Genomic DNA, 21841 nt, shown 5'->3' with positions numbered 1-21841 from the left:
GGGAACCCGACCATGGACGCCAATACTCCCCTCATTCCCCGCCGCCATATATTCGGCAATCCCGAGCGCGCCTGTGTCCGAATCAGCCCCGACGGCCAGCACCTGACCTGGCTGGCACCGCTCGATGGTGTCATGAACATCTGGTTGGCGCCGAGCGACGATCTCGACACCGCCCGTCCGATCACGCGGGACACGCATCGCGGCATTCAATCACACCTATGGGCCCCGAACGGCCGCGTGGTGCTGTACGACCAGGACCGGGATGGAGACGAGAACTGGCACATTTACGGCATCAACGTCGAATCCGGCCAGTGCCTGGACCTGACGCCGATTGACGGGGTCGCGGCCTTCGTCGCAAAGCTCAGTTACCACCATCCGGACAGCCTCGTAGTCGGTCTAAACGACCGGGACGAATCGCTGCACGACCTCTACGTCATAAATGTCCTGACCGGCGAACGGAGATTGCTGGTCGAAAACCCGGGCTATCAGCTCATCACCGTGGACCGGGACTTCCAGGTTCGACTGGGTGAAAAAATGGAAGCGGACGGGTCCGTTCAACGGTACCGGTTCGAACGTGAGGAATGGCGTCCCTTCGACCGAATTCCGGTCGAGGATTCGATGACCACCTACATCGTCGGGTTCGAGAACGACCCGGACCAGCTGTTGATGGTGGACAGTCGCGATCGGGATACGGCGGCCCTGGTTCGCTGGAATCTGGCTTCGGGTAAGAGCGAGACCTTGCTGTCTGATGAACGAGCCGATGTCTCCGACGTGATGATTCAGCCGGTCACACACACCGTGCAGGCCGCGGCCGTTGAGTACGAACGGTTGGAATGGACGCCTCTGGCCGCCGGAATCGAAAACGATCTGGCCTATTTGAACACGGTGTGCGACGGCGATTTTTCCGTGGTTTCCAGAACCAGGGATGACCGGCAGTGGATCGTAGCCTACAGCAGCCCAGAGCAACCCGGGCGTTTCTATCGGTACGACCGCGCGAATAAAACGACCGACTTTCTGTTCAACAGCCGTCCCGATCTGGAAAACGCCCCCTTGTCGCCCATGCATCCGGTCATCATTCCCGCCCGCGATGGTTTGAACCTGGTCAGTTACCTGACTTTACCGCTGGAGAGTGACCCGGATCGGAGCGGTGTCCCTTCAGCGCCCCTGCCCATGGTCCTGCTGGTACACGGCGGCCCCTGGGGGCGCGACAGCTATGGACCCGACGCCAAACACCATTGGCTGGCCAACCGGGGTTATGCCGTTCTCAGTGTCAACTTCCGGGGGTCGTCCGGATTCGGCAAAGCCTTCATCAACGCCGGCGACCGGGAATGGGCCGGCAACATGCACAACGACCTGGTCGACGCCGTCGATTGGGCGGTCGAACACGGCATCGCCCAGCGTGACAAAGTCGCCATCATGGGCGGCTCCTATGGTGGCTATGCCACCCTCGCCAGCCTCACCTTCACGCCGGACGTGTTCGCCTGCGGTGTGGACCTGGTCGGCCCGGCCAATCTGATTACCCTGCTGGAATCCATTCCGCCCTACTGGGCTACGATTTTCGACATGTTCGCCAATCGGGTGGGCGACCCGCGTACCGAAGCGGGCCGAGCGTTTCTCCGGGAAAGTTCTCCTCTGACCTTTGTCGACCGAATCTGTAAACCGCTGCTGATCGGCCAGGGCGCCAACGACCCGCGCGTCAAACAACAGGAATCCGACCAGATCGTCGCCGCCATGAAGGAGAACGACATCCCGGTCACCTACGCGCTCTATCCCGACGAAGGCCATGGGTTTGTTCGGCCGGAGAATGCCCTGTCCTTCAACGCCATCGCCGAACATTTCCTGGCAACCGTCCTGGGCGGCCGGGTCGAGCCGATCGGGAACGACTTGGAAGGGGCCAGCCTGCACATTCCCGAGGGCGGGCAATACATTCAGGATCTCACCCTGGATCAGGGTTCATCGACATAATCGACCGATGGACCACAGTCACAGCTGACGGTATTGCTGGGGTGTGATCCCCAGCACCTGCTTGAAGCTTCGACGCAGGCTCGCATCGTCGGCATACCCCAGCTCATGACTGATGCGGGAGACGGTTTTTCCGGTCAGCGTCAGTTGGTCCGAGACCTGCTTGAGTTTGATCAGACGCATCAGATACCCGCAGCGATAACCACTGACCCGCTCTACGCGTCGCATCAAGGTCCTGGGGGTCAGATTCAAGGCGTCGGCCAGCGCCTGGGTGGTGATCTGCACAGCCGGTGTGGCTTCCACCCAATGCACCACGGACCGAATGAAGGGGCTCTCGTGAACCAAGCCCGGGAGATTCCGGAAAACCGAAGGCTGAACCCGAGGGCGCGGTAACATCAGATGGGTTTGCACCGAGTTTCGCACCGCGACACCGCAGGTCTCCTCGATCAACGCCATCGCCAGCGGCTGATGGCCGGATACGCCGGCCGCGGTGGCGACCGAGGGACGATACAGGCAGGTCGAATCCGACGTCCAACGGACGTCCGGGAACCGGTTGGCGGCCCAGTCCAACAGCCACCAGGTCGTCGTGGCCGGTTGTCCGGCCAGTCGACCCGTTTCCGCCAGCAAGCCCACGCCGGTGCAATACGCCCAGAGCCGCGTTGACTCGGGCAGTCCTCTCAGCACCCGGATCATGCCGTCGTCCGACGGCTGCGAGATGGACGCAATGTCCCGCCAGGCACCCGGCACCAGAACCGCGTGCAACCGGCATTCGGACAACGCCCGGGTCTCCACGGTCACGCCCGTCGCCACATCGAATGCACCGCTTCCGACCCCGACCCATTGACACTCGAACACGCGCTGACCGACACGGGCATTGGCCGCTTTCAAGACATCGCCAAACGCCAACAGGCCGGCCGCCATACAACCGGGGTACACCAGGAGCCCGATCTTCATTTGTCCATAATTTCCTGCTTTATGACGTTTTTTGCCATCGTACCGACCGGGCACGGGAACCACAATAACGGCATCAGACAGGAGGACCCATGAACATCACTCAGATTCGCAACGCCACTGTAATTGTCAATTGGGGCCAGACCCGACTGTTGGTCGACCCCATGCTGGCCCCAAAAGGCCGTATTCCATCCCTGAAATACGCAACCCGACATCGGCGCCGCAACCCTCTGGTCGATCTGCCGGTCAACGCCACCGAGCATTTGAATTCAGTGACGCACTGCCTGATCACCCATTGCCAGAAAGGGCATTTCGATCATCTGGATCGAACCGCGACACGATGGTTGCGGGACCGCCAGATACCGGTGATTTGCATGGAGGTCGATGCCGATTTCCTGGCCAAAAAAGGCCTGTCGATACAGGTGGTCCTGCAAGCGGACCAGACTCAACCCTTCCTCGATGGCCATATCACTCCGATTCCCTGTGTCCACGGTTACGGCTGGGTCGGTGGCCTGATGGCCCATGGCTCGGGGTATGTCATCGACATCCCGAATGAACCCAAGCTCTACATCGCCGGCGACACCGTCTATACCGAGGCGGTCGAAACCTGCCTGAGCGAACACCAACCGGAGGTCAGCGTCATCCCCGCCGGCGGTGCCCGGTTCGACCTGGGCGGTGACATCATCATGGGCATCGAAGACGCTATCCACTTCAGCCGACGCGCGACGGGACAGGTGATCGCCAATCATCTTGAAGCGCTGGATCATTGTCCCGTCAGTCGAAACGCGCTTCAGGACGCCGTGAACCGGCACGGCGTGTCCGCACTGGTATCCATCCCACAAGATGGAGAGACGTTAAATATGCCTTAACCATGTCCCACGGGAGTTATGGGCCGAGCCCGAAGCCCACCCTTGCCGCCTGTCACCATCGTCGTGGGGCGCTTACTGTGAGCGAGCCTCCAGCCAGGTTTTCAACGGCTCCCAATACATTTTGTACCAGCCAGACTCCAGATGGGCTGCGGAACCTTCCGGAATGCCGGTATGGTCCAACACCAGCAATGTACGGTCGTCTAGAGGCTGAAAATCAAGTCGAACGATGGAGTAGACCCCATCCGGCCAATCCGCCCCACGCCATGCCTGAATAATCCGTTGATGCGTAACCAGCTCAATCTGACGGCCGTCCACGCCACCGTCATACACTGAGAAAGCGCTCCCCTCGACGGGTTCGATACGGGCCGGCGATCCGGTGAATGCGCTGTGTTTCTCGGCATTCACAAACGCATCGAACAATGCTTGAGGCGTTGTATTAAAGGTGTTTTCCTGATGAATGGAGGTTGTCATAAGTGTCTCCTTCGGTCTGGTCAGTTCGTTTGCTAAACCATATGGTTTAGCTTCTAAAACACTAAACCCTTTGGTTAACCATTGCAATACTAAACTGATTGGTTAATATTCAGCTCATGATGACACTCCGCTCAACACCGACCGCCCCCATCGACGAGGACCGGTTGGACCTCGTCTTCAAAGCATTGTCGGACAGGACACGCCGCCAAATGTTGGCGATGCTCAGTCGGGGTAGCGCCACCGTTAGTGAACTGGCTGCGCCATTCGACATGTCGTTGCCAGCCGCTTCAAAACATTTGAAAGTATTGGAGAACGCACAACTGGTCATCCGGACCAAATCCGGACGTGTTCAAACCTGTACCTTTCAGCCAGATCCCATGGCTCATGCCGATCAATGGTTGGAACACTACCGGGTATTCTGGAACAACCGTCTTGAATCCTTGAAAAGCTATCTGGAAGACAAGGACAGCGACACATGAACGCCCCGTCACTCAATTTAATCGCCCGACGTATCATCCAGGCGCGACCCAGCCAGGTCTTTCATGCCTGGACGTCACCCGAGGCCTTGAAGGTGTGGTGGGGACCGGCCGGCGTCGACTGTCCGGCTGCAGAGGTGAACCTGGTCGAAGGTGGCGAATACCGCATCGCCAACCAGCTACCGGAAGGCAACCTCCTGTGGATTACGGGCACTTTCGAGGAAATCGTTCCCAACGAGAAACTGGTCTATACATGGCTGTCGAGTGACCACCAAAAGATGCCCGAACGGGTGAGCGTCTATTTCAAACCGGTAACCGAAGGAACGGAAGTGATCGTCGTGCATGAACGCATCATGGATAAAAGAACCGTTGAGCAACACAAAGCCGGTTGGGAAGGGTGTCTCGAGGGACTGGTACAGTTTTATTCAGGCCCGCTCCGCCGGAACCCTTCATAATGCGAATGTCGTATCAGCCCGACCGATAATAGCCTGACATGCGTTCAATTTTCCGAATCATATCCTCCCGCAATTCCGGCGGACCCAGCACTTCAACTTCCGGCCCGAAGCGAAGCAATTCGTGGCAGGCGATGGACTGTCGGACAACCGGAATCGTCACCCGGCGCCATCCGTCGTCGTCCGGCGGCTCGACTTCCGCTCGTTCCATGGCGTAGGTCGAGCTGACGTACGACAGTATCTTCATACCGATCTCACTCAAACGTAACTCGGCCAACACAGGGTACTGCTTTTCCTCCAGCTCCCGCTGGGATGCCTGCCAGTATTCCGCCAATTGAAAGTGGTCGGGACGCTCGAAAGTTTCCTCCAACACCGTCAACGAACGAATGCGGGTTACCCTGTAAGTCCTGAGATCCGATTCACAGCGTGCGACCATGTACCAGGCACCGCTTTTCAGTACCACACCCAAGGGTTCGGTCACTCGTTCTCGCTCACCCGTCCAACTGCGATAATTCATTCGAATCCGCCGCTGCTCAAGAACGGCGGTCATCAGGTCCGGCAGGCCATCGGCTTTTTCCTGTTCGGAAAACCAGTTGGGGGCGTCGAGTAAAAACCGGGATTGCAGACGGTCTGCGCCCTGGCGCAGTTTCTCGGGCAGCGCCGTGTGTAACTTCAGTTGAGCGTCAGCCAGGGTGGGGTACAAACCCAGGTCCTTGGCCGGGCCGGGAATACCGGCCAGGAACAAGGCCTCGGCCTCTTTCGCCGACAAACCATTCAGCCGGGTGCGGTAGCCATCCAACAACCGATAGCCGCCATCCGAGCCCCGTTCGCTATAGACCGGCACGCCCATCTCACTGAGCGCCTCGATGTCGCGATACAGGGTGCGCACCGAGGTTTCACAGACGTCCGCCAGCTCTCGGGCGGTCACCTTGTCCCGTGTTTGCAGCGTCATCAGCAGTTTGAGCAACCGGCCGGCCCGCATAGGCACTCCTTTCCGAACTATTTTTTCAGTATAGCCTTGATACCTGACATAAGGTGTCAGGATTGGAGCCTACCATCGTTCCTGCAGTACCACTCACATGCAAGGAGAGAAACGATGTCGACACACGAACTGACTCTGTACCATTCCCCGCAAACACGCGGTACCGGCGTGCTGTTCCTGCTGGAAGAGCTGGGTGTGCCCTACCAACTGAAGCTGGTGGACATCAATAAAGACGAAAACCACCTGCCGGAATTTCTGGCCGTCAATCCGTTGGGCAAGTTCCCGACCCTGGTTCATAACGGCACCGTGGTGACCGAACAGGTAGCCTGCTACCTGCATCTGGCGGATCTGTTTCCTGAAAAAGGACTGGCGCCCGCCATGGACGACCCGCAGCGCGGTGCCTATATGCGCTGGATGGCGTATTACGGCAGCAGTTTCGAACCCGCCGTCATCGACCGGGCCCTGAAACGGGAACCGGGCGACAGGAGCATGATGGCCTATGGCACATTCGAAGTCATGCAGAAGACCGTTTTCGACCAGATCGCCAAGGGCCCCTACTTGCTCGGCGATACCCCCTATGCGGTGGACCTGCTTTGGGGAATCGCCCTGCGCTGGTGCCGTCAATTCGGGCTGATTGATACGAACGAAGCGGTGGACGACTACATCGCACGTATCACAGCACGCCCGGCGTTCGTTAAAGCCGAGCAAATCGACCAGGCATTGGTGGAAGAGTCGACGGCCAGGCAGACAGAAGAAGCCTAACGCAAACACAGGGGGTCCTGTAGGCCAGGACCCCCTTCCTGCCCTGCCCCTTTTGGCCAGCGTCACACACCGACGGGTTAGATAATCGGCGTCTTATTGTGCTCAAATTTCGGAGTTCGAGTCAGCCGAGAGGCGGTGGCCCGCGTCGGCTACCGGGAACACCCCTGTGGGGTCAGCGTAGATCCATCCATGGAGCCTAGACCGCAACATCCATGTTGCGGACTTCCCCACAGGGGTACTCCCGGCATCCGCCGCTTATCTGCTCGGCGAACTCCGAAACTTGAGTTATTGTGGCTTCCCTCGACTTAGCGGAGAATGAGCGATCCACTCATTCGCCCTGGTCGACATCCACAAACGCTATGGATTATCTGGCTTTCCAGGAACACAAGAACCTGCTCAGTATGGGGCTGCACCGGCTGGACCTGGCTGACTGGTTGATCCCCGATGAACGCCTGGCGGATCAGGTCAGGCTTAAACAAGCGCTGTGGCGAGACAAGGGCGAGCGGGTATTCAGCGCCCTGCCCTCTTCCGACGCCGCCCAGCGCGAAGTGGCCCGATTGATGGCTGATCATCTGCCTCGCCGTTTCCCGACCCTGTACCAAACAACAGCGGACGGCCTGTATTGCACCGCCACCGGCCAGACCCAATCCTGGCATGCCGCCCGGCACCCTCTGCTGCCGCTGTCCTGGTGTGTTCAGGAAGACCTCTGCATTCTTGAACCGGACGACGGCGACTATCGACTGACCGCCGCCAGCCTGGCACCGAGTTATTGGAATCTGCTCGAGAAGGTCGGGCACACCCTGGATGCGGTGCACGGCCCGGTACCCGGGTACGAGGAACAGCTCAGCCACAAGGTCAATCGGTTCTTCGAACGCATCAAAGTCGATCGACCGGTCTGGCGGGGTAATTGGTCGGTGGTTACCAGCGATCGGCTTTATCAGCCGGGCGGCGAGGAATCCGAGCCCATTGCGGATCCCGATGCTATTCCCGAACGCTGCCACATACGTACCGAGCGGCAAACATTGAGGCGATTGCCTGAAACCTCCGCCGTGCTCTTTACCATCCGCGTCGCCATCCGCCCTTTGTCGGATTACCTGGAACAGCCCCAGGTACTGAATGACCTGCTCGACACCCTGTCCGGGATGTCCGAGGCGGAACGATCGTACAAGTCGCTGCACCTGCTGGAACCGGCCTTGTCCGACTGGCTGTCGGGGCAAAGTCGGTCATTCGCGAGCCGTGATTAACCGAGCAGGACGGATGTCCATGTCGTCGGTTCTTTCAAAAAACAACGACATACCTGACACGACGTGACAAGACTCTCGACACACAGTTACCCGCTGACAGCACAATACTTATTCTTCCGTGAGGAACATCCAGGGATGACGTCAGCCATGGCAAACGGTTGAAACAACCGGACGCTTACTGGATGCCGGCACTCCGGTCACCGCACGGGTCATGCGGCCTTGGTCACCGGTACGGCCTCAGGCTCCGGTTTGACGGATTTTTCCGTGTACCGCTTGGTGAAGTGGACGATGCCTTTCTGCATCAAAATAAACAGCAATAACAAAACGCCGATGGCAACCTTGGTCCACCAACTGTTCAGCGTGCCGTCGAAAATGATCAGTGTTTGGATGATCCCCTGGATGAGCGCACCGAGGAACGCGCCCACCACAAAACCCACACCACCGGTCAGCAGGGTTCCACCAATGACCACGGCGGCAATGGCGTCGAGCTCCACGCCCACCGCCGCCAGCGGATAACCGGATCCGGTGTAGATGGCGAAAACGATTCCCGCCGCGCCACTGTAAAAACCGCTCAATGCGTAGATCTTCACCAGAGTGCGGTTGACCGGTACGCCCAACAACGAGGCCGACTGTTTATCACCACCGATCGCGTACACATTCAGGCCAAACCGGGTTCGCTTCGCGACCACCATGCCGATGACCAACAGGACGATCATCGCCATGGCAATGAAGGTCAGTCCGCCTCGACCGGGCAAGGGCACGTATATTTCGGCCAGGGTCACCAGGAAAGAATGGTCGATGGGCACCGAGTCCAGATTGATCAGATAGGCCAAGCCCCGAAACAGGAACAAACCGGCCAGGGTGACAATAAAGGGCTGAATGTCGAAGTAGGCAATGATAACGCCCATCATGGTGCCGAAAAACGTAGCCACGCAAAGCGCGATGACGGCCGCAAATACCGGGTGAATCCCCAGCCCGCTGATCAGGTACGCCAGCAAGACGCCTATGAAGGCGATCATCGAACCGACAGAGAGGTCGATACCGCCCGAAATGATGACAAAACTCATGCCCACTGCGGTCACGATCAGAAAGGCGTTGTCGGTCAGCAGGTTGGTAAAGACGAGCGTATCGCGAAACCCTTTGTACTCGTAGATGCCGTATCCGTAGAGCAGCACGAAGACAACGATCGTCGCGATCAACGGCAGGACGCGTTCATTCAACATGGGAAGACCTCCTGGCCAACATCAGACGGGATTTAACGAAATCACGGGTTCTGGATGACTGAATCAGCAATACGAGCAGGACAATGCTGGCCTTGACGATCAGGTTGTACTGCGCCGGCAAACCGCTGGTGAGGATCGCGGTGGTCAGTGTCTGGATGATCAAGGCTCCGATCACCGTCAACCCCAGATAGATACGGCCGCCACTGAGCGAAGCCCCCGCGATCACCACCGCCAATATGGCATCCAGCTCCAGCCAGAGACCGGCATTGTTGGCGTCGGCTCCTCGTATATCGGCCGCGAGAATGATGCCCGCCATGGCGGAACAAAACCCGGAAAACACATAGGCGATGAGTATCAGCATGCGGGAATCGATGCCCATCAACCGGCTGGATTCGGCATTGGCCCCGACGGACTCGAAAAACAGACCCAGCGCGGTTTTGCGCAACACCAGGGCGGTCGCCACGACGATGACGATCGCGAGCACCACTCGCAACGGCAACCCGGCGAAGAAACCATTGCCGATCGCGTTGAAGAATTCCGAATGGAAGGTCACGATTTGACCGCCAGTGATCATCTGGGCGATGCCTCGACCGGCCACCATGAGGATCAAGGTGGCGACAATGGGTTGAATACCGAATACCGTCACCAGCAGTCCGTTCCACAGTCCGCACGCCATACCGGCCAGCAGTGCACAACCCATGACGACAAACGGTAACCATTCCGTATTCACGGTCAGAACGGCCGTCACCGCACCGCTGATGGCGATAATGGAGCCGACCGACAAATCAATGCCTTTGGTGCCGATCACAATCGCCATGCCAACGGCCACCAGCAACATAGGCGTGGCTCGGTGGACAATGTCGACCAGACTGCCATAGATATGGCCGTCGACGATGGAAATATCCAGAAACCCCGGCGTGACCAGGGATGTACCCATAATCAAAACAAACAACGAGATCACGGGCGCCAATGTCTTCGCGTCCGGTCTCGGCTTACTGACAAATTGCATGCTGACCTACCTTCCACTCATTGCGCAATGGCCTGAATAATGGACTTCTGGCTGATCCGGTCGCCCGATACTTCGGCTACCTTGGTGCGATCACGCATCACAGCCACCCGGTGCGCGAAGGCAACGATTTCTTCCACCTCGGAAGACGCCACCAGCAGGGACATCCCCTCCCCGCACAAATCCTTGATGATCTGAATGATTTCATGGTGAGCGCCGACATCGATACCCCGGGTGGGTTCATCCAGAATCAACAGTTTCGGCTGCGTGATCAGCCAGCGTGCCAGTATGACCTTTTGCTGATTACCGCCGCTGAGCTCGCCGATGGGTTTCTCCATATGGGGGGTTTTGATGTTCAGGCGCTGAATGAATTCATCCACAATGGCTTTCTGTTCCGACATAGGCATCGGTGACCACCAGCCCCTGGCCGACTGCAACGCCAGAATCAGGTTTTCGCGGACACTGAGTTCGGCGACGATGCCATGATGTTTGCGATCCTCCGGACAATAGGCCATGCCCTGGGCAATGGCTTGCTTGGGCGTATTGATTGACACCTCAGTACCCAGCCAGCTCTTGCGACCCTGATCCGGGCGTTTGGCGCCAAAAGCCAACTGACAGACTTCCGTGCGTCCGGAGCCCAACAAACCCGCCAAACCGACCACTTCACCCTGGTGCAAATCCAGGTCCAGAGGGTTCAGCATATTGCGTCGTCCCACCTGTTTCAGGGAGAGTATCCGCTGACGATTACCGTGTTCGAGGGACGAATCACTTTGCTCGTGGTGCAAGGTGTCCAGATCTTTACCCAGCATATGACTGACCAAATCTGAACGGGACAATGCCTCGGTCTTGAAGGTGCCGACATGACACCCGTTGCGCAACACACTGATGGTATCGGATATGTCATACACCTGATCCAGAAAGTGCGTTACAAAAATAATGCCCATGCCTTCGGACTTCAGCTGTCGCATCAGTTCGAATAACCGAGCGATTTCCTGGCTGTCCAGACTGGCGGTCGGTTCGTCCAGAATCAGAATTCGGGCCTTGGATCCCAGCGCTCGGGCAATGGCCACCATCTGCTGAATCGCGACCGAATGGGAGTCCAATTGGCTGCGCAAATCGATGTCCAAACCGACCCGGCGCAACATCTCCCTGGCTCGGGATTCCGCACTGCGCCAGCTGATCAGCCCCATGCGTTTGGGCTGGTCCAGCAAGGTCAGATTTTCCGCGACCGTCATGGTCGGAATCAGGTTGATTTCCTGATAGACCGTTCGAATGCCGTGCTTTTGAGCGTCCAGTGAATCATGAATGTGTACCGGCTTACCGTCCATCACCAGGCTGCCGCTGTCTTTGACGTAGATACCGGTCAGGACTTTGATCAGCGTGGATTTTCCGGCACCGTTCTCACCCAGCAGGGCGTGGATTTCACCCGCGTTAAGCGTCAGCGAGACGTTGTCCAGAGCGCGAACGCCGGGAAAGGATTTATGGACTCCCTCGATGGAGAGAAGCGGGGGGTTATTCTGGTCCGTCATGTGAGTATCCCGTGGATCAGAGAAAGGCGCCCGCAGGCGCCTATCATCGGTTGAAACTTACTTACGGGCTTCGTATTCGGCCGCGGCGGTATCCGGCAGGTACAGCGGTCCGTTGGCCTTGATCCACTTCGGTACATCTTCACCGTCGTTATGAGCCGCGATGGCATCGAACGCCGGCCCACCCAGGTGAGGATTGAGTTCGATGGTGGCATTGGCATCGCCATCGGCCATGGCTTTGAAAATATCCGGCACGGCGTCGATGGACACAACCAGAATATCATCCGCCGGATCCAACTGAGCTTCCTTGATGGCCTGAATGGCACCCAGTGCCATGTCATCGTTGTGAGCGAAGACTGCGCAGATACTGTCACCGCCCCCTTCAGCTTTCAGGAAGCTTTCCATGACTTCCTTGCCACCGGCACGGGTAAAGTCACCGGACTGTGAACGGATGATCTTCATGTTCGGGAAATTGCCGATCAAGGCATCAAAGCCGCTCTTACGATCGATGGCGGCGGAAGAACCAACCGTTCCCTGCAGCTCCACGATGTCGCAATTACCATTGGTCTCGGCCGCAAGCCAGGAACCCGCCAGAGCGCCTTCCTCTTTAAAATCGGACGCGACTTTGGTCAGGTACAGACTCGGATCGGCGTCGACACCGCGGTCGATCAACACGACCGGAATATCCGCACGATCGGCCTCGCGAAGGACCTGATCCCAGCCGGATTCAACAACCGGCGCCAGCAGAATGCCATCCACGCCCTGGGCGATGAAGGAGCGCACGGCTTTGATCTGGTTTTCCTGTTTTTGCTGAGCATCCGAGAATTTCAGGTCGATTCCCCGGCGTTCGGCTTCGGCTTTAATGGAATTTGTCTCCGACGTCCGCCAGCCACTTTCCGAACCGATTTGTGAAAAGCCGTAGGTGGGTTCCGCAAAGGACGGGCTACTCATCAATATCGCCGTCAATGTGGCGAGAGGAGTAATCAAGGACTTAATATTCATAGCAGTCTCCTGTGAATTTTTGTTGTTTATCCAGGCATACGCAGATGTCTTATCAACGTGGAATCGATTAAAATCCATGGCATGATCAATGTGAACCCACTCACGTTCAGTACAGCCGATTTATCCATATTCCCAGCCACTTACTAAAATGGCGAGCCGGAACCGGTTTTGTGACGACCATTACGATGCCAAACAAGCAGTTATCGACCGTCTGACCCGGTATTTATGCAACTAGGGAAAATGACTGGGGTTAAAAAGACTATCCGACTTTGCCGGTTTCCGATTGTGCGTGCGGCGCCCTGGATTTCCGGGTCTTAACCATAGAGAAATTTCGATTGCGAAGGAATCTCGCGCCCGCCAAGAGCACTTCCCTCAGGCGTGGTCCGCCATGCCTTTCAAAGTAAGCATCCTCCTCTCGCAGCGCGCGTGTCGGCCTCGCCTGTGGAAACGGTACCTGACCGAGACCTCGGTTCAAAATGCGGTTTTGCGTCAGATCCGTCTCGTGTTTTAGATATCGCATGCCAGCCTCCGTTTCCAGGTATTGAACACCACACAAGTCGCTCACTGGTGTGGGTACCCGCCAAAAGGCGAGCTTCCGGCTATTGACTGAGGCTGAGATTACAAGACAATCACCTCTCAAGATACGAAACGAAATGAACAGGTCTTTTCATGAATGAAACAAACATCGACTGGAACGATCTGCACTTGTTCCTCGCCGTGGCGCGCGAAGGCGGCCTCTCAAAGGCAGCGAAAACGACCCAACTCAGCGCCGCGACACTGGGCCGTCGCATGCATTCGCTGGAACGGAGCATGGGGCGTGAACTGTTCGTCAGGCATGACCGCGGTTACGAACTGACCGCAGAGGGTAAAACCCTGCTGGAAGGGCTCGCAGAGATTGAATCGGACCTGTTTCGTCTGACCGCCCAGCCCACACAGGGGGATCGGCCGCTGGTCAAGATATCCGCCGGCACCTGGACGACGCTGGCCCTGTTGCCGCACCTCGACACCCTGACCGGTACACCTCCCGACCTGCGCCTGCGCTTTATATCGGCGGAACAGGTACTGGACATCTCGCATCGCGAAGTGGTGATCGGTTTCCGCAACCGCCGGCCCACGGAGGAGACTCTCGTTTGTCGCAAACTGGCGCGCGTCGAGTTCGCTCCATACGCCACTGAAAGCGCACCGGAACGCTGGGTCAAAGTCCTGGCCGACACCCCCTCGTCCCACTGGCTCGACCGCACGGTCGGCAACGACGCGGTGTGCGAAGTCAATACCCCGCGCAACAGCCTCGACCTGGCCCTCGCCGGTCAGGGCATCGCCCTGCTGCCGACTTTCATCGGCGACCTCCACCCTCAATTGCATCGGACTGGCGGCCCCATTGGCGAGTTGAGCCACGATCAATGGCTGGTGACCCACCAGGATGACCGCCATCTACCGGAGGTACGGCGCGCGATTGAACGGCTTTGTCAGGTCTTGGAAGGCGCGGGGCATTAGGCCAGCGTCTGGGTGGGCATGCGATCTGAGGCTACAATCTATAGCCTACGCCACACCAAGATTCGATTGTTGGCTGGCATCGAAACATCGTCGTCCAAGCGAAGGTCGACGGAGCCGGCCAGGGCTTCGAGGTCAACGGTATCCCGGATGCCCATGTGACTCTCGCGGGAGCGCAGGTAGCGGTCAAACTGGCGATTGCTGTCGCTGGTATAGCGCCCCTGGTCGTTGAACGGTCCGTAAAGACAGAAAACTCCGCCGGTCGGCAATCGCTGGGCAACACCCTCAAACATCCGCTCCACCTCGGCCCAGCTCATGATGTGCGCCGTATTGGCGGAAAACACCGCATCCACATCCGGAATCGGCCAATCGTCTGTACCGACATCCAGAGCCACAAAGGGCAATAGGTTGAGGGCTTCACAGGCGGCCAACCGATCCTGACCAAGATGAGCCGAGTCGGGATGGTCACTCGGTTGCCAGGTCAGGTGCGGGAGTGCTTCAGCAAAATAAACCGTGTGCTGGCCCGTCCCGGTTCCGATCTCAAGTACGCTGCGGGCTTGATCGAAGACCGAACGCAGGCATTCCAGAATGGGTCGCTTGTTGTTTTCACAAGCCTGGGAGAAGGGAAGTTCAGTCATGGTGTTCAGCATTCCGAACTAGGGGATAATGCACGACACATTAACACAGGACATACTGCCGACAATATCATGATGCACACTCATGCTCGGTAAACCGGTATGCGCAACCGCCTGTCCAGAAGTTGATGCTATGGCCAGAATCATTCAGAAAAACAGGTCAGCCATGCTCCGCCACCATCCGCCGGAACTGATGATCGATTCCCGCCAGGTTGCCCTGCACGTACTCGATAAATCGCCGCGTGACCGGTGAATGACTTTTCGCCGTGGGATACACCAGACACCAGGACCGGCGCAGCGGAAACCCTTCCAGGGGAAGGGTTTTTAGGCTGCCGAGTTTCAATTCCGACAAAACACTCAGTCGAGGCAAAATCGCCACGCCGAGGCCGGCGATGACCGCGTGTTTCAACGACTCGTTCGAGCCGACCTCCATCGACGGCTCCAACCGCAGACGCTGGTGCAGACAATGCTGCTCCAGCGCCAGCCGGCTACCGGAACCCCGTTCACGCGCCAGAAACCCCTGTTGCAGAAACTCTTGGGGCGAGACATCGTCGCGTCCGGCCAGAGGGTGGTCGGCGGGCACCACCGGGATTAGTTCGTTATCCAGAAACGGAACCGATGAGACCGGCCGGTCGGTCGGGACAATCCCCATGATCAGGACATCATCGGTATTCTGATTCAACCGTTCGATCGCAGCGGCACGGTTGACCACCTGAACGGACATATTCACCTCAGGGTAATCCGCCAGGAAGGGTTTCATCACATAGGGAATCACATATTGCGCCGTGCTCACCGCCGCCACCTTGAGATCGCCGGAAATCTGCCCTTCCAGCGCATGAATATCATTCTGCAACCGGCGCAGCTCCTCGAATATAACCGCGACGCTCTCCTCCACCATCTCGCCCACCGCCGTGCAATACAACGTGCGGCCGATGTACTCGAACAACTTCTGGCCGAGCGCGGATTCCAGCTGCCGGATCTGCGAGCTGACCGCCGGTTGGGTCAACCCCAACAGATCCGCCGCCTTGCCATAGCCCCCCGTGGTGTACACCGCCTGAAAGACTTCCAACTGGCGCAACGACAACCGACTGAGCAACTTTTGAACGCTGAGTGGCACGGTTTGGCCCTCTTAATGATTACTCATAAGGCAGACCTTATACAAAATATAAAAACTATCAATTTTTAATTATGAAGAGGCTGTCGTAGGTTATGAGCAGTTTTAGGAATTCGTGGACAGTTGGGTGCCGGGGAAGGTGTTGGGTTACGCCCTTCGGGCTAACCCAACCTACTTGATATTAGGCTGCGGCTCATTCTTTGGTGGGCAGTGCCCACCCTACAGGGCTAGCGCCGGATGCCGGGTAGGCCGATTCGGGGATGTCGGCAGCCATGGATGGCTGCCGCCAAGCCCCCACGGATGGGTTGAGTGGGCGGCATCCCGCGCGACCCCGAAGCGGCCTACCCGGTAGCCGGTGCGGGTTCAACGGTAAGGATTCAGGCAACGAGCGGGAGGACGACCCATGCTCAAAAAAGTGCTCATCGCCAACCGCGGCGAAATCGCGGTCCGCATTATCCGCGCCTGCGCGGAATTGGGCATCCGCTCGGTCGCCATCTACACCGAGCCGGACCGCTATGGCCTCCACGTCAAGCGGGCGGACGAATCATACTCGCTGGGCGACGACCCTCTGGCCGGCTACCTGGACCCGCAGCGCATCGTCAACCTGGCCAAGCAAGTCGGCTGCGACGCCATCCACCCGGGCTATGGCTTCTTGTCCGAAAACGCCCGTTTCGCCGAGCTGTGCGAACACCAGGGCATCACTTTCGTCGGCCCCAAATCGTCCGTCATCGCCCGAATGGGTGATAAAACCCAGGCCCGAAAAAGCATGCAAGCCGCCGGAGTGCCGGTCACACCGGGCTCCGACGGCAACCTGGACAACCTGGAGGACGCCCTGGCCGTCGCCGAGGAGATCGGCTACCCGGTCATGCTCAAGGCCACATCCGGCGGCGGCGGGCGCGGCATTCGCCGCTGCGATTCCGCGAATGAACTGAAAAGCCACTATCCCCGGGTTATCTCCGAGGCGACCAAGGCCTTCGGCTCGGCCGAGGTCTTTCTGGAGAAATGCATCGTCAACCCGCGCCACATCGAGGCGCAGGTGCTGGCCGACAGCCAGGGCAATGTTATTCACCTGTTCGAGCGCGACTGCTCCATCCAGCGTCGCAACCAGAAACTGATCGAGATCGCCCCCAGCCCGCAGATCACGCCGGAACAGCGTAACTACATCGGTGAGCTGGCGATTCGCGCCGCCAAGGCTGTGGGCTATGAAAACGCCGGCACCGTCGAGTTCCTGGTCACCGGCAACCAGGTCTACTTCATGGAAATGAACACCCGGGTGCAGGTGGAACACACCATCACCGAACAGATCACCGGCGTCGACATCGTTCAGGAACAGTTGCGCATCGCCTCCGGCCGGCCGCTGCGCTATGAACAGCAGGACATCCGCCACCAGGGGTATGCCATCCAGTTCCGCATCAACGCCGAGGACCCGAAGAACAACTTTCTGCCGAGCTTCGGCCGCGTGACCCATTATTTCGCACCCGGCGGCCCCGGCGTACGGGTCGATACCGCCATTTTCACCGGTTACGACATTCCCCCCTATTACGATTCGACGTGCCTCAAGCTGATTGTCTGGGCATTGAACTGGGAAGACGCCATCGCACGCGGCCAACGCGCACTGGATGACATGCGGTTGCACGGCATTCGCACCACCGGTCATTACTACCAGCAAATCCTGGCGCACCCCGATTTTCAGAAGGGACAGTTCAACACCAGCTTCGTGCCGGATCACCCCGAACTGCTCGACTATTCCGTCAAACGCCATCCCAGTGAAATCGCGCTGGTGCTGGCCTCGGCCATTGCCGCCCACGCCGGATGGTAAGGAGGAATCCGATGAACCCCGTAGAAATCACCGACGTCACACTGCGCGATGCGCACCAGTCGTTGCTCGCCACCCGGATGCGCACCGAAGACATGCTGCCGATCTGCGAGAAACTCGACGCCATCGGATTCTGGTCGCTGGAAGTCTGGGGCGGCGCCACCTTCGATGCCTGTGTGCGCTTCCTGAAGGAAGACCCCTGGGAACGGCTGCGCCAACTGCGCAAAGCCCTGCCCAACACCCGCCTGCAAATGCTGCTGCGCGGCCAGAACCTGCTCGGTTACCGGCACTATGCGGACGATGTGGTCGAAGCCTTCGTCACCGCCGCGGCGGACAATGGCATCGACGTGTTCCGCGTGTTCGATGCGCTGAACGATCTGCGCAATCTCGAGGTCGCGATGAAGGCCGTCAAGACGGTCGGCAAGCACGCCCAGGGCACCATCTGCTACACCACCAGCCCGGTGCATACCGCCGAGTTGTTCGCCGAACAGGCGAAGGCATTGCGCGACATGGGCGCGGACTCCATCGCCATCAAAGACATGGCCGGCCTGCTCACGCCCTACGCCACCTTCGAACTGGTCAAGGCGATCAAGTCCGAAGTCGATCTGCCGCTGGCCATTCACAGCCACGCCACCTCCGGGCTGTCGCCGCTGTGTCAATTGAAGGCCATCGAAGCGGGAGCGGATCGCATCGACACCGCGATCTCGTCGCTGGCGGGCGGCACCAGCCATCCGTCCACCGAATCCCAGGTGGCGGCGCTGAAAGGCACGCCCTACGACACCGGTCTGGACCTGGAAGCACTGCGCGACATCGCCGATTACTTCCGTGAGGTGCGCAAGAAATACCACCAGTTCGAAAGCGAGTTCACCCGCGAGGACGTCTCGGTTCAGATCAACCAGGTGCCGGGCGGCATGATGTCCAACCTGGCCAACCAGTTGAAGGAACAGAATGCGTTGGATCGGATTCGTGAAGTCTTCGACGAAATCCCGCGGGTGCGCGAAGACCTGGGCTACCCGCCACTGGTCACACCCACATCGCAAATCGTCGGCACCCAGGCGGTCTATAACGTTCTGGCCGGCGAACGCTACAAGACGATCACCAACGAGGTGAAGCGATACCTTCAGGGCGGCTACGGTAAGCCGCCGGCGCCGGTCAGCCAGGCCGTGCTGAAAAAGGGCATCGGCAACGAATCCGTCTCCGACGCGCGCCCGGCCGACGCTCTGGAACCGGAAATCAAGAAACTGACGCGGGACATCGGCGATCTGGCGACGAATCGGGAAGACGTGCTCACCTACGCCATGTTCCCGGATCTGGGGCGCGACTATTTGCAAAAACGCGCCGAAGGCCAGCTGGATCCCGAACCCCTGCTGCCCCCGGAATCGGCCCACAAACCAGTGGCCGCCAGCCCGACCGAGTTCAAGGTGGATGTGCATGGTGAAACCTATGAGGTCGCCATCACCGGGGTCGGTGAATTCGGCGGTGGCAAACGCAAGCTCTATGTCTCGCTCGACGGCATGCCCGAGGAAGTGGTCTTCGAAACCGTCAGCGAATACGTGGCCGAGGCCAAGGGCGGGCGCAGGAAAGCGACCGAACCGGGCCACGTGACACCGGCCATGCCGGGCAACATCGTCGATGTGCTGGTCGCCGAAGGCGACACAGTCGAAGCCGGCCAGGCGGTGTTGATCACCGAGGCCATGAAGATGGAAACCGAAATTCATGCCAGCGTAGCCGGCACCGTTCAGGCCGTTTACGTGCAGAAAGGCGACCGGGTTACCCCGGGAGAGATCTTGGTTGAGATCGGTTAAGCCGGTCGGTCACCCGCGAGAGGTTAGGTAATCGGATATTCCCGCTTTGCGGTGGGCGCTGTCCATGGGTGACTGAACGGTCGCTTCCCCGAGACGGGAGGCATCGGTCCAATCGAGTTTGGCGCACAGCCCCGGGGCGGTGCGCCTTTTTTTTTAACTGTTAAATCGCTCACGGACCCGGGAATCCTGTGTTGTTCCCTCCCGGGAATTTCGATATTGTCCGACCACACTCAATCTTCAGACCATCAATGGATTCCATGCGATCATGCTGAGTCGGCGAACGATCTCACACAGCCAATGGGTACTGGCGATGACCATGATCCTGATAGCATTGATGGTTCAGGGTGTTTCGGCCGCCAACCAATGGCGACACTCCCTGAGCGAACAAGCCAACGGGTTTTCGATCCACATCCACCCGGTCGATGCGGACACCCTCCTCGCCAAGTCACACCACATTCATGACCATGCATCCATTGACGACACCCTTCATTTGACCCTTCATGCGTTGGGAGCCGCTGAAGCCTCCCTCGCGAATGGCGTTCCGTCGATGAATGCGCCACTCGTCAAGTCGACACAGGCCAGCACAGAACCGTGCAGCCTGACGACCGCTCCTCCTGACCGCTTGTATCGCCCACCCAAACCCATCGTCGGCCAGCATTCACACCGGACACCGATTGGGTGCCCGGACTCTATGTAATATCAATTTGGAGACATTGATGATGAAGTTACCGATCCGACGGGGTTGGGGCATGCGCCTGAGCTTGTGGCGCGTACTCTTCATTCTGTGTGTGGCTACCCTCCCCGCCATGGGGTGGGGGCACGGTGTTGAAGAAAGCGATGCGCTCTTTCTTGAACAAAGCAGCGGCACCCAGATCCTTCCGTTTATTTATCTTGGCGCCAAACACATGGTTACCGGCTATGACCATCTATTGTTCCTGGTGGGTGTCATTTTCTTTCTGTTTCGCATGAAAGACATCGGCGTCTATGTGTCTCTGTTCGCACTCGGGCACAGTGTGACCCTGCTGTTCGGCGTGCTGTCGAATGTTCACGTCAACCCTTACATCGTCGATGCGATCATCGGCCTTTCGGTGGTGTACAAAGCGCTGGACAACTTGGGAGCCTATCAGCGCTGGTTCGGGGTTCAGCCGAATACCAAGCTGGCTGTACTGATTTTCGGCTTTTTCCATGGCTTTGGTCTCGCCACCAAACTGCAGGACTTCACGCTGTCGGAAGATGGGTTGGTCGCCAACATTCTGGCCTTCAATGTGGGCGTGGAGTTGGGCCAATTGCTGGCCTTGGGGGCCATTCTGATCGTCATGAACTACTGGCGTAAGACAGACGCCTTCAGTCGACAGGCATTTGCCGCCAACACCGCGCTCATGGCGTGTGGTTTTCTGCTGACAGGCTACCAACTGACCGGACTCGTATTCTCTGTATAAGGTTTTGACTATGCATACAATGAAGGAATCAGACCGAGACGTCCTCCCGTCTCACACCTCGCTGCTCAAAGCGACCCTGGGGGCATTGCTCATTGGAGCGATATTGCTCGTCACGGCGGTCATGCCGGCTGAATTCGGCGTGGACCCCACTGGCCTGGGCGGTGTTATGGGCTTCGACCGTCTCCATTCGGAAGCGGACACCACCGAAGCTTCGAACGATACCGGCACCGGTTCCGCTTCCCTTATGGGCGGTATGGAGCCCCCGGTCTGGCGAGGGAATCAACCCCATCGATCAGATCGGATGTCGTTGACACTCGCCCCCGGTGAGGGAGCCGAAATAAAGGCGCAAATGGCCGAAGGCGACCGATTTGTCTTCAATTGGCGAGCCGAAGGCGGCACGGTCACGTTCGATATGCACGGCGAACCCCCGAACGCGGGTGATGAATTCACAAGCTACTGGGTCGGTCGGGATCAGACAACCGCCAGTGGCACCTTCGAGGCACCGTTTGAAGGAACGCACGGGTGGTTCTGGGTCAACCGCGGCCGTGAACCGGTCACGGTGTCCGTCGAGACCAGTGGGTTCTACCAATCACTCTTCAAACCCTGATCACCCAA

At 58.4% G+C, this 21841-nt stretch carries 21 protein-coding genes; 12 read left to right on the top strand and 9 right to left on the bottom strand.

Going from position 1 to position 21841, the window contains the following annotated elements; all coding sequences use genetic code 11:
* The first annotated feature begins 12 nt into the window (after positions 1-12).
* Positions 13-1965: a S9 family peptidase gene (locus tag IE111_RS03700; protein WP_189607154.1), complete on the top strand. Its 1953-nt coding sequence runs from the start codon at positions 13-15 to the stop codon at positions 1963-1965.
* An 18-nt stretch (positions 1966-1983) separates the two neighbouring features.
* Here the strand turns inward: IE111_RS03700 and IE111_RS03695 are convergent, their stop codons facing one another.
* Positions 1984-2916: a GlxA family transcriptional regulator gene (locus IE111_RS03695; protein WP_189607153.1), complete on the bottom strand. Its 933-nt coding sequence runs from the start codon at positions 2914-2916 to the stop codon at positions 1984-1986.
* A gap of 89 nt (positions 2917-3005) precedes the next feature.
* On the opposite strand from IE111_RS03695, the gene IE111_RS03690 reads away from it, so the two are divergent.
* Positions 3006-3782 carry an MBL fold metallo-hydrolase gene (locus IE111_RS03690; protein ID WP_189607152.1) on the top strand — a complete coding sequence of 259 codons (777 nt, stop codon included), beginning with the start codon at positions 3006-3008 and terminating at the stop codon, positions 3780-3782.
* 72 nt (positions 3783-3854) lie between these two features.
* On the opposite strand, the gene IE111_RS03685 is transcribed toward IE111_RS03690, so the two are convergent.
* Positions 3855-4253 carry an SRPBCC family protein gene (locus IE111_RS03685; RefSeq protein ID WP_189607151.1) on the bottom strand — a complete coding sequence of 133 codons (399 nt, stop codon included), beginning with the start codon at positions 4251-4253 and terminating at the stop codon, positions 3855-3857.
* A gap of 116 nt (positions 4254-4369) precedes the next feature.
* On the opposite strand from IE111_RS03685, the gene IE111_RS03680 reads away from it, so the two are divergent.
* The gene (locus IE111_RS03680; RefSeq protein ID WP_308427486.1) at positions 4370-4732 is read left to right on the top strand and encodes an ArsR/SmtB family transcription factor; all 363 of its coding nucleotides are present in this window, start codon (positions 4370-4372) and stop codon (positions 4730-4732) included.
* Positions 4729-5184: an SRPBCC family protein gene (locus tag IE111_RS03675; protein WP_189607150.1), complete on the top strand. Its 456-nt coding sequence runs from the start codon at positions 4729-4731 to the stop codon at positions 5182-5184. Before IE111_RS03680 ends, IE111_RS03675 begins: the two co-directional genes overlap by 4 nt.
* Positions 5185-5197: 13 nt before the next feature.
* On the opposite strand, the gene IE111_RS03670 is transcribed toward IE111_RS03675, so the two are convergent.
* Entirely contained in the window at positions 5198-6163 is a 966-nt protein-coding gene (locus IE111_RS03670; protein ID WP_189607149.1) for a helix-turn-helix transcriptional regulator, read from the bottom strand.
* A gap of 114 nt (positions 6164-6277) precedes the next feature.
* Here IE111_RS03670 and IE111_RS03665 point away from each other — a divergent pair, with 114 nt between their 5' ends.
* On the top strand, positions 6278-6925 hold the full coding sequence (locus tag IE111_RS03665; protein WP_189607148.1) for a glutathione S-transferase family protein: 648 nt from the start codon (positions 6278-6280) through the stop codon (positions 6923-6925).
* 359 nt (positions 6926-7284) lie between these two features.
* Entirely contained in the window at positions 7285-8169 is an 885-nt protein-coding gene (locus IE111_RS03660) for a heme-dependent oxidative N-demethylase family protein (protein WP_189607147.1), read from the top strand.
* A gap of 209 nt (positions 8170-8378) precedes the next feature.
* Here the strand turns inward: IE111_RS03660 and yjfF are convergent, their stop codons facing one another.
* The 4 genes from yjfF to IE111_RS03640 are packed head-to-tail and all read right to left on the bottom strand — an operon-like array spanning position 8379 to position 12926.
* A complete protein-coding gene (yjfF, locus tag IE111_RS03655; RefSeq protein WP_229805202.1) occupies positions 8379-9392 on the bottom strand; it encodes a galactofuranose ABC transporter, permease protein YjfF in 1014 nt (337 codons plus the stop codon).
* The gene (locus tag IE111_RS03650; RefSeq protein ID WP_189607146.1) at positions 9382-10401 is read right to left on the bottom strand and encodes an ABC transporter permease; all 1020 of its coding nucleotides are present in this window, start codon (positions 10399-10401) and stop codon (positions 9382-9384) included. Before IE111_RS03650 ends, yjfF begins: the two co-directional genes overlap by 11 nt.
* Positions 10402-10418: 17 nt before the next feature.
* Positions 10419-11927, bottom strand: coding sequence for a sugar ABC transporter ATP-binding protein (locus IE111_RS03645; protein WP_189607145.1), 1509 nt, complete (start codon positions 11925-11927; stop codon positions 10419-10421).
* Positions 11928-11984: 57 nt separating this feature from the next.
* Positions 11985-12926 carry an ABC transporter substrate-binding protein gene (locus IE111_RS03640; protein ID WP_189607144.1) on the bottom strand — a complete coding sequence of 314 codons (942 nt, stop codon included), beginning with the start codon at positions 12924-12926 and terminating at the stop codon, positions 11985-11987.
* Between the two features lie 669 nt (positions 12927-13595).
* Here IE111_RS03640 and IE111_RS03635 point away from each other — a divergent pair.
* Entirely contained in the window at positions 13596-14420 is an 825-nt protein-coding gene (locus tag IE111_RS03635; RefSeq protein ID WP_189607143.1) for a LysR family transcriptional regulator, read from the top strand.
* Positions 14421-14458: 38 nt separating this feature from the next.
* On the opposite strand, the gene IE111_RS03630 is transcribed toward IE111_RS03635, so the two are convergent.
* Both IE111_RS03630 and IE111_RS03625 read right to left on the bottom strand, forming a co-directional pair.
* Positions 14459-15055, bottom strand: coding sequence for a DUF938 domain-containing protein (locus IE111_RS03630; RefSeq protein ID WP_189607142.1), 597 nt, complete (start codon positions 15053-15055; stop codon positions 14459-14461).
* Between the two features lie 157 nt (positions 15056-15212).
* Positions 15213-16169, bottom strand: a complete 957-nt coding sequence (locus IE111_RS03625) for a LysR family transcriptional regulator (protein ID WP_189607141.1) — start codon at positions 16167-16169, stop codon at positions 15213-15215.
* Between the two features lie 400 nt (positions 16170-16569).
* Between IE111_RS03625 and IE111_RS03620 the strand changes: the two genes are divergently transcribed.
* From IE111_RS03620 to IE111_RS03600, 5 genes are all read left to right on the top strand, one after another.
* Positions 16570-17985, top strand: coding sequence for an acetyl-CoA carboxylase biotin carboxylase subunit (locus IE111_RS03620; RefSeq protein WP_189607140.1), 1416 nt, complete (start codon positions 16570-16572; stop codon positions 17983-17985).
* An 11-nt stretch (positions 17986-17996) separates the two neighbouring features.
* Positions 17997-19787, top strand: a complete 1791-nt coding sequence (gene oadA, locus IE111_RS03615) for a sodium-extruding oxaloacetate decarboxylase subunit alpha (RefSeq protein WP_189607139.1) — start codon at positions 17997-17999, stop codon at positions 19785-19787.
* Positions 19788-20097: 310 nt separating this feature from the next.
* Positions 20098-20484 carry a hypothetical protein gene (locus IE111_RS03610; RefSeq protein WP_189607138.1) on the top strand — a complete coding sequence of 129 codons (387 nt, stop codon included), beginning with the start codon at positions 20098-20100 and terminating at the stop codon, positions 20482-20484.
* A 19-nt stretch (positions 20485-20503) separates the two neighbouring features.
* A complete protein-coding gene (locus IE111_RS03605; protein ID WP_444544498.1) occupies positions 20504-21226 on the top strand; it encodes a HupE/UreJ family protein in 723 nt (240 codons plus the stop codon).
* Between the two features lie 19 nt (positions 21227-21245).
* The gene (locus IE111_RS03600; RefSeq protein ID WP_229805200.1) at positions 21246-21833 is read left to right on the top strand and encodes a hypothetical protein; all 588 of its coding nucleotides are present in this window, start codon (positions 21246-21248) and stop codon (positions 21831-21833) included.
* Positions 21834-21841: the final 8 nt, after the last annotated feature.

Origin of the sequence: Saccharospirillum salsuginis (genome assembly GCF_014651855.1) — a bacterium.
Classification (GTDB): domain Bacteria; phylum Pseudomonadota; class Gammaproteobacteria; order Pseudomonadales; family Natronospirillaceae; genus Saccharospirillum; species Saccharospirillum salsuginis.
Note: the sequence above shows the minus strand (reverse complement) of the source record. Positions and strands in the feature narration are given on the sequence as shown.

Excerpts from the sequence above, each read along its gene's own strand:
- IE111_RS03700 (WP_189607154.1), top strand. The coding sequence starts at position 13 with ATGGACGCCAATACTCCCCTCATTCCCCGCCGCCATATATTCGGCAAT.
- IE111_RS03695 (WP_189607153.1), bottom strand. The coding sequence starts at position 2,916 with ATGAAGATCGGGCTCCTGGTGTACCCCGGTTGTATGGCGGCCGGCCTG.
- IE111_RS03690 (WP_189607152.1), top strand. The coding sequence starts at position 3,006 with ATGAACATCACTCAGATTCGCAACGCCACTGTAATTGTCAATTGGGGC.
- IE111_RS03685 (WP_189607151.1), bottom strand. The coding sequence starts at position 4,253 with ATGACAACCTCCATTCATCAGGAAAACACCTTTAATACAACGCCTCAA.
- IE111_RS03680 (WP_308427486.1), top strand. The coding sequence starts at position 4,370 with ATGATGACACTCCGCTCAACACCGACCGCCCCCATCGACGAGGACCGG.
- IE111_RS03675 (WP_189607150.1), top strand. The coding sequence starts at position 4,729 with ATGAACGCCCCGTCACTCAATTTAATCGCCCGACGTATCATCCAGGCG.
- IE111_RS03670 (WP_189607149.1), bottom strand. The coding sequence starts at position 6,163 with ATGCGGGCCGGCCGGTTGCTCAAACTGCTGATGACGCTGCAAACACGG.
- IE111_RS03665 (WP_189607148.1), top strand. The coding sequence starts at position 6,278 with ATGTCGACACACGAACTGACTCTGTACCATTCCCCGCAAACACGCGGT.
- IE111_RS03660 (WP_189607147.1), top strand. The coding sequence starts at position 7,285 with ATGGATTATCTGGCTTTCCAGGAACACAAGAACCTGCTCAGTATGGGG.
- yjfF (WP_229805202.1), bottom strand. The coding sequence starts at position 9,392 with ATGTTGAATGAACGCGTCCTGCCGTTGATCGCGACGATCGTTGTCTTC.
- IE111_RS03650 (WP_189607146.1), bottom strand. The coding sequence starts at position 10,401 with ATGCAATTTGTCAGTAAGCCGAGACCGGACGCGAAGACATTGGCGCCC.
- IE111_RS03645 (WP_189607145.1), bottom strand. The coding sequence starts at position 11,927 with ATGACGGACCAGAATAACCCCCCGCTTCTCTCCATCGAGGGAGTCCAT.
- IE111_RS03640 (WP_189607144.1), bottom strand. The coding sequence starts at position 12,926 with ATGAATATTAAGTCCTTGATTACTCCTCTCGCCACATTGACGGCGATA.
- IE111_RS03635 (WP_189607143.1), top strand. The coding sequence starts at position 13,596 with ATGAATGAAACAAACATCGACTGGAACGATCTGCACTTGTTCCTCGCC.
- IE111_RS03630 (WP_189607142.1), bottom strand. The coding sequence starts at position 15,055 with ATGACTGAACTTCCCTTCTCCCAGGCTTGTGAAAACAACAAGCGACCC.
- IE111_RS03620 (WP_189607140.1), top strand. The coding sequence starts at position 16,570 with ATGCTCAAAAAAGTGCTCATCGCCAACCGCGGCGAAATCGCGGTCCGC.
- oadA (WP_189607139.1), top strand. The coding sequence starts at position 17,997 with ATGAACCCCGTAGAAATCACCGACGTCACACTGCGCGATGCGCACCAG.
- IE111_RS03610 (WP_189607138.1), top strand. The coding sequence starts at position 20,098 with ATGACCATGATCCTGATAGCATTGATGGTTCAGGGTGTTTCGGCCGCC.
- IE111_RS03605 (WP_444544498.1), top strand. The coding sequence starts at position 20,504 with ATGATGAAGTTACCGATCCGACGGGGTTGGGGCATGCGCCTGAGCTTG.
- IE111_RS03600 (WP_229805200.1), top strand. The coding sequence starts at position 21,246 with ATGAAGGAATCAGACCGAGACGTCCTCCCGTCTCACACCTCGCTGCTC.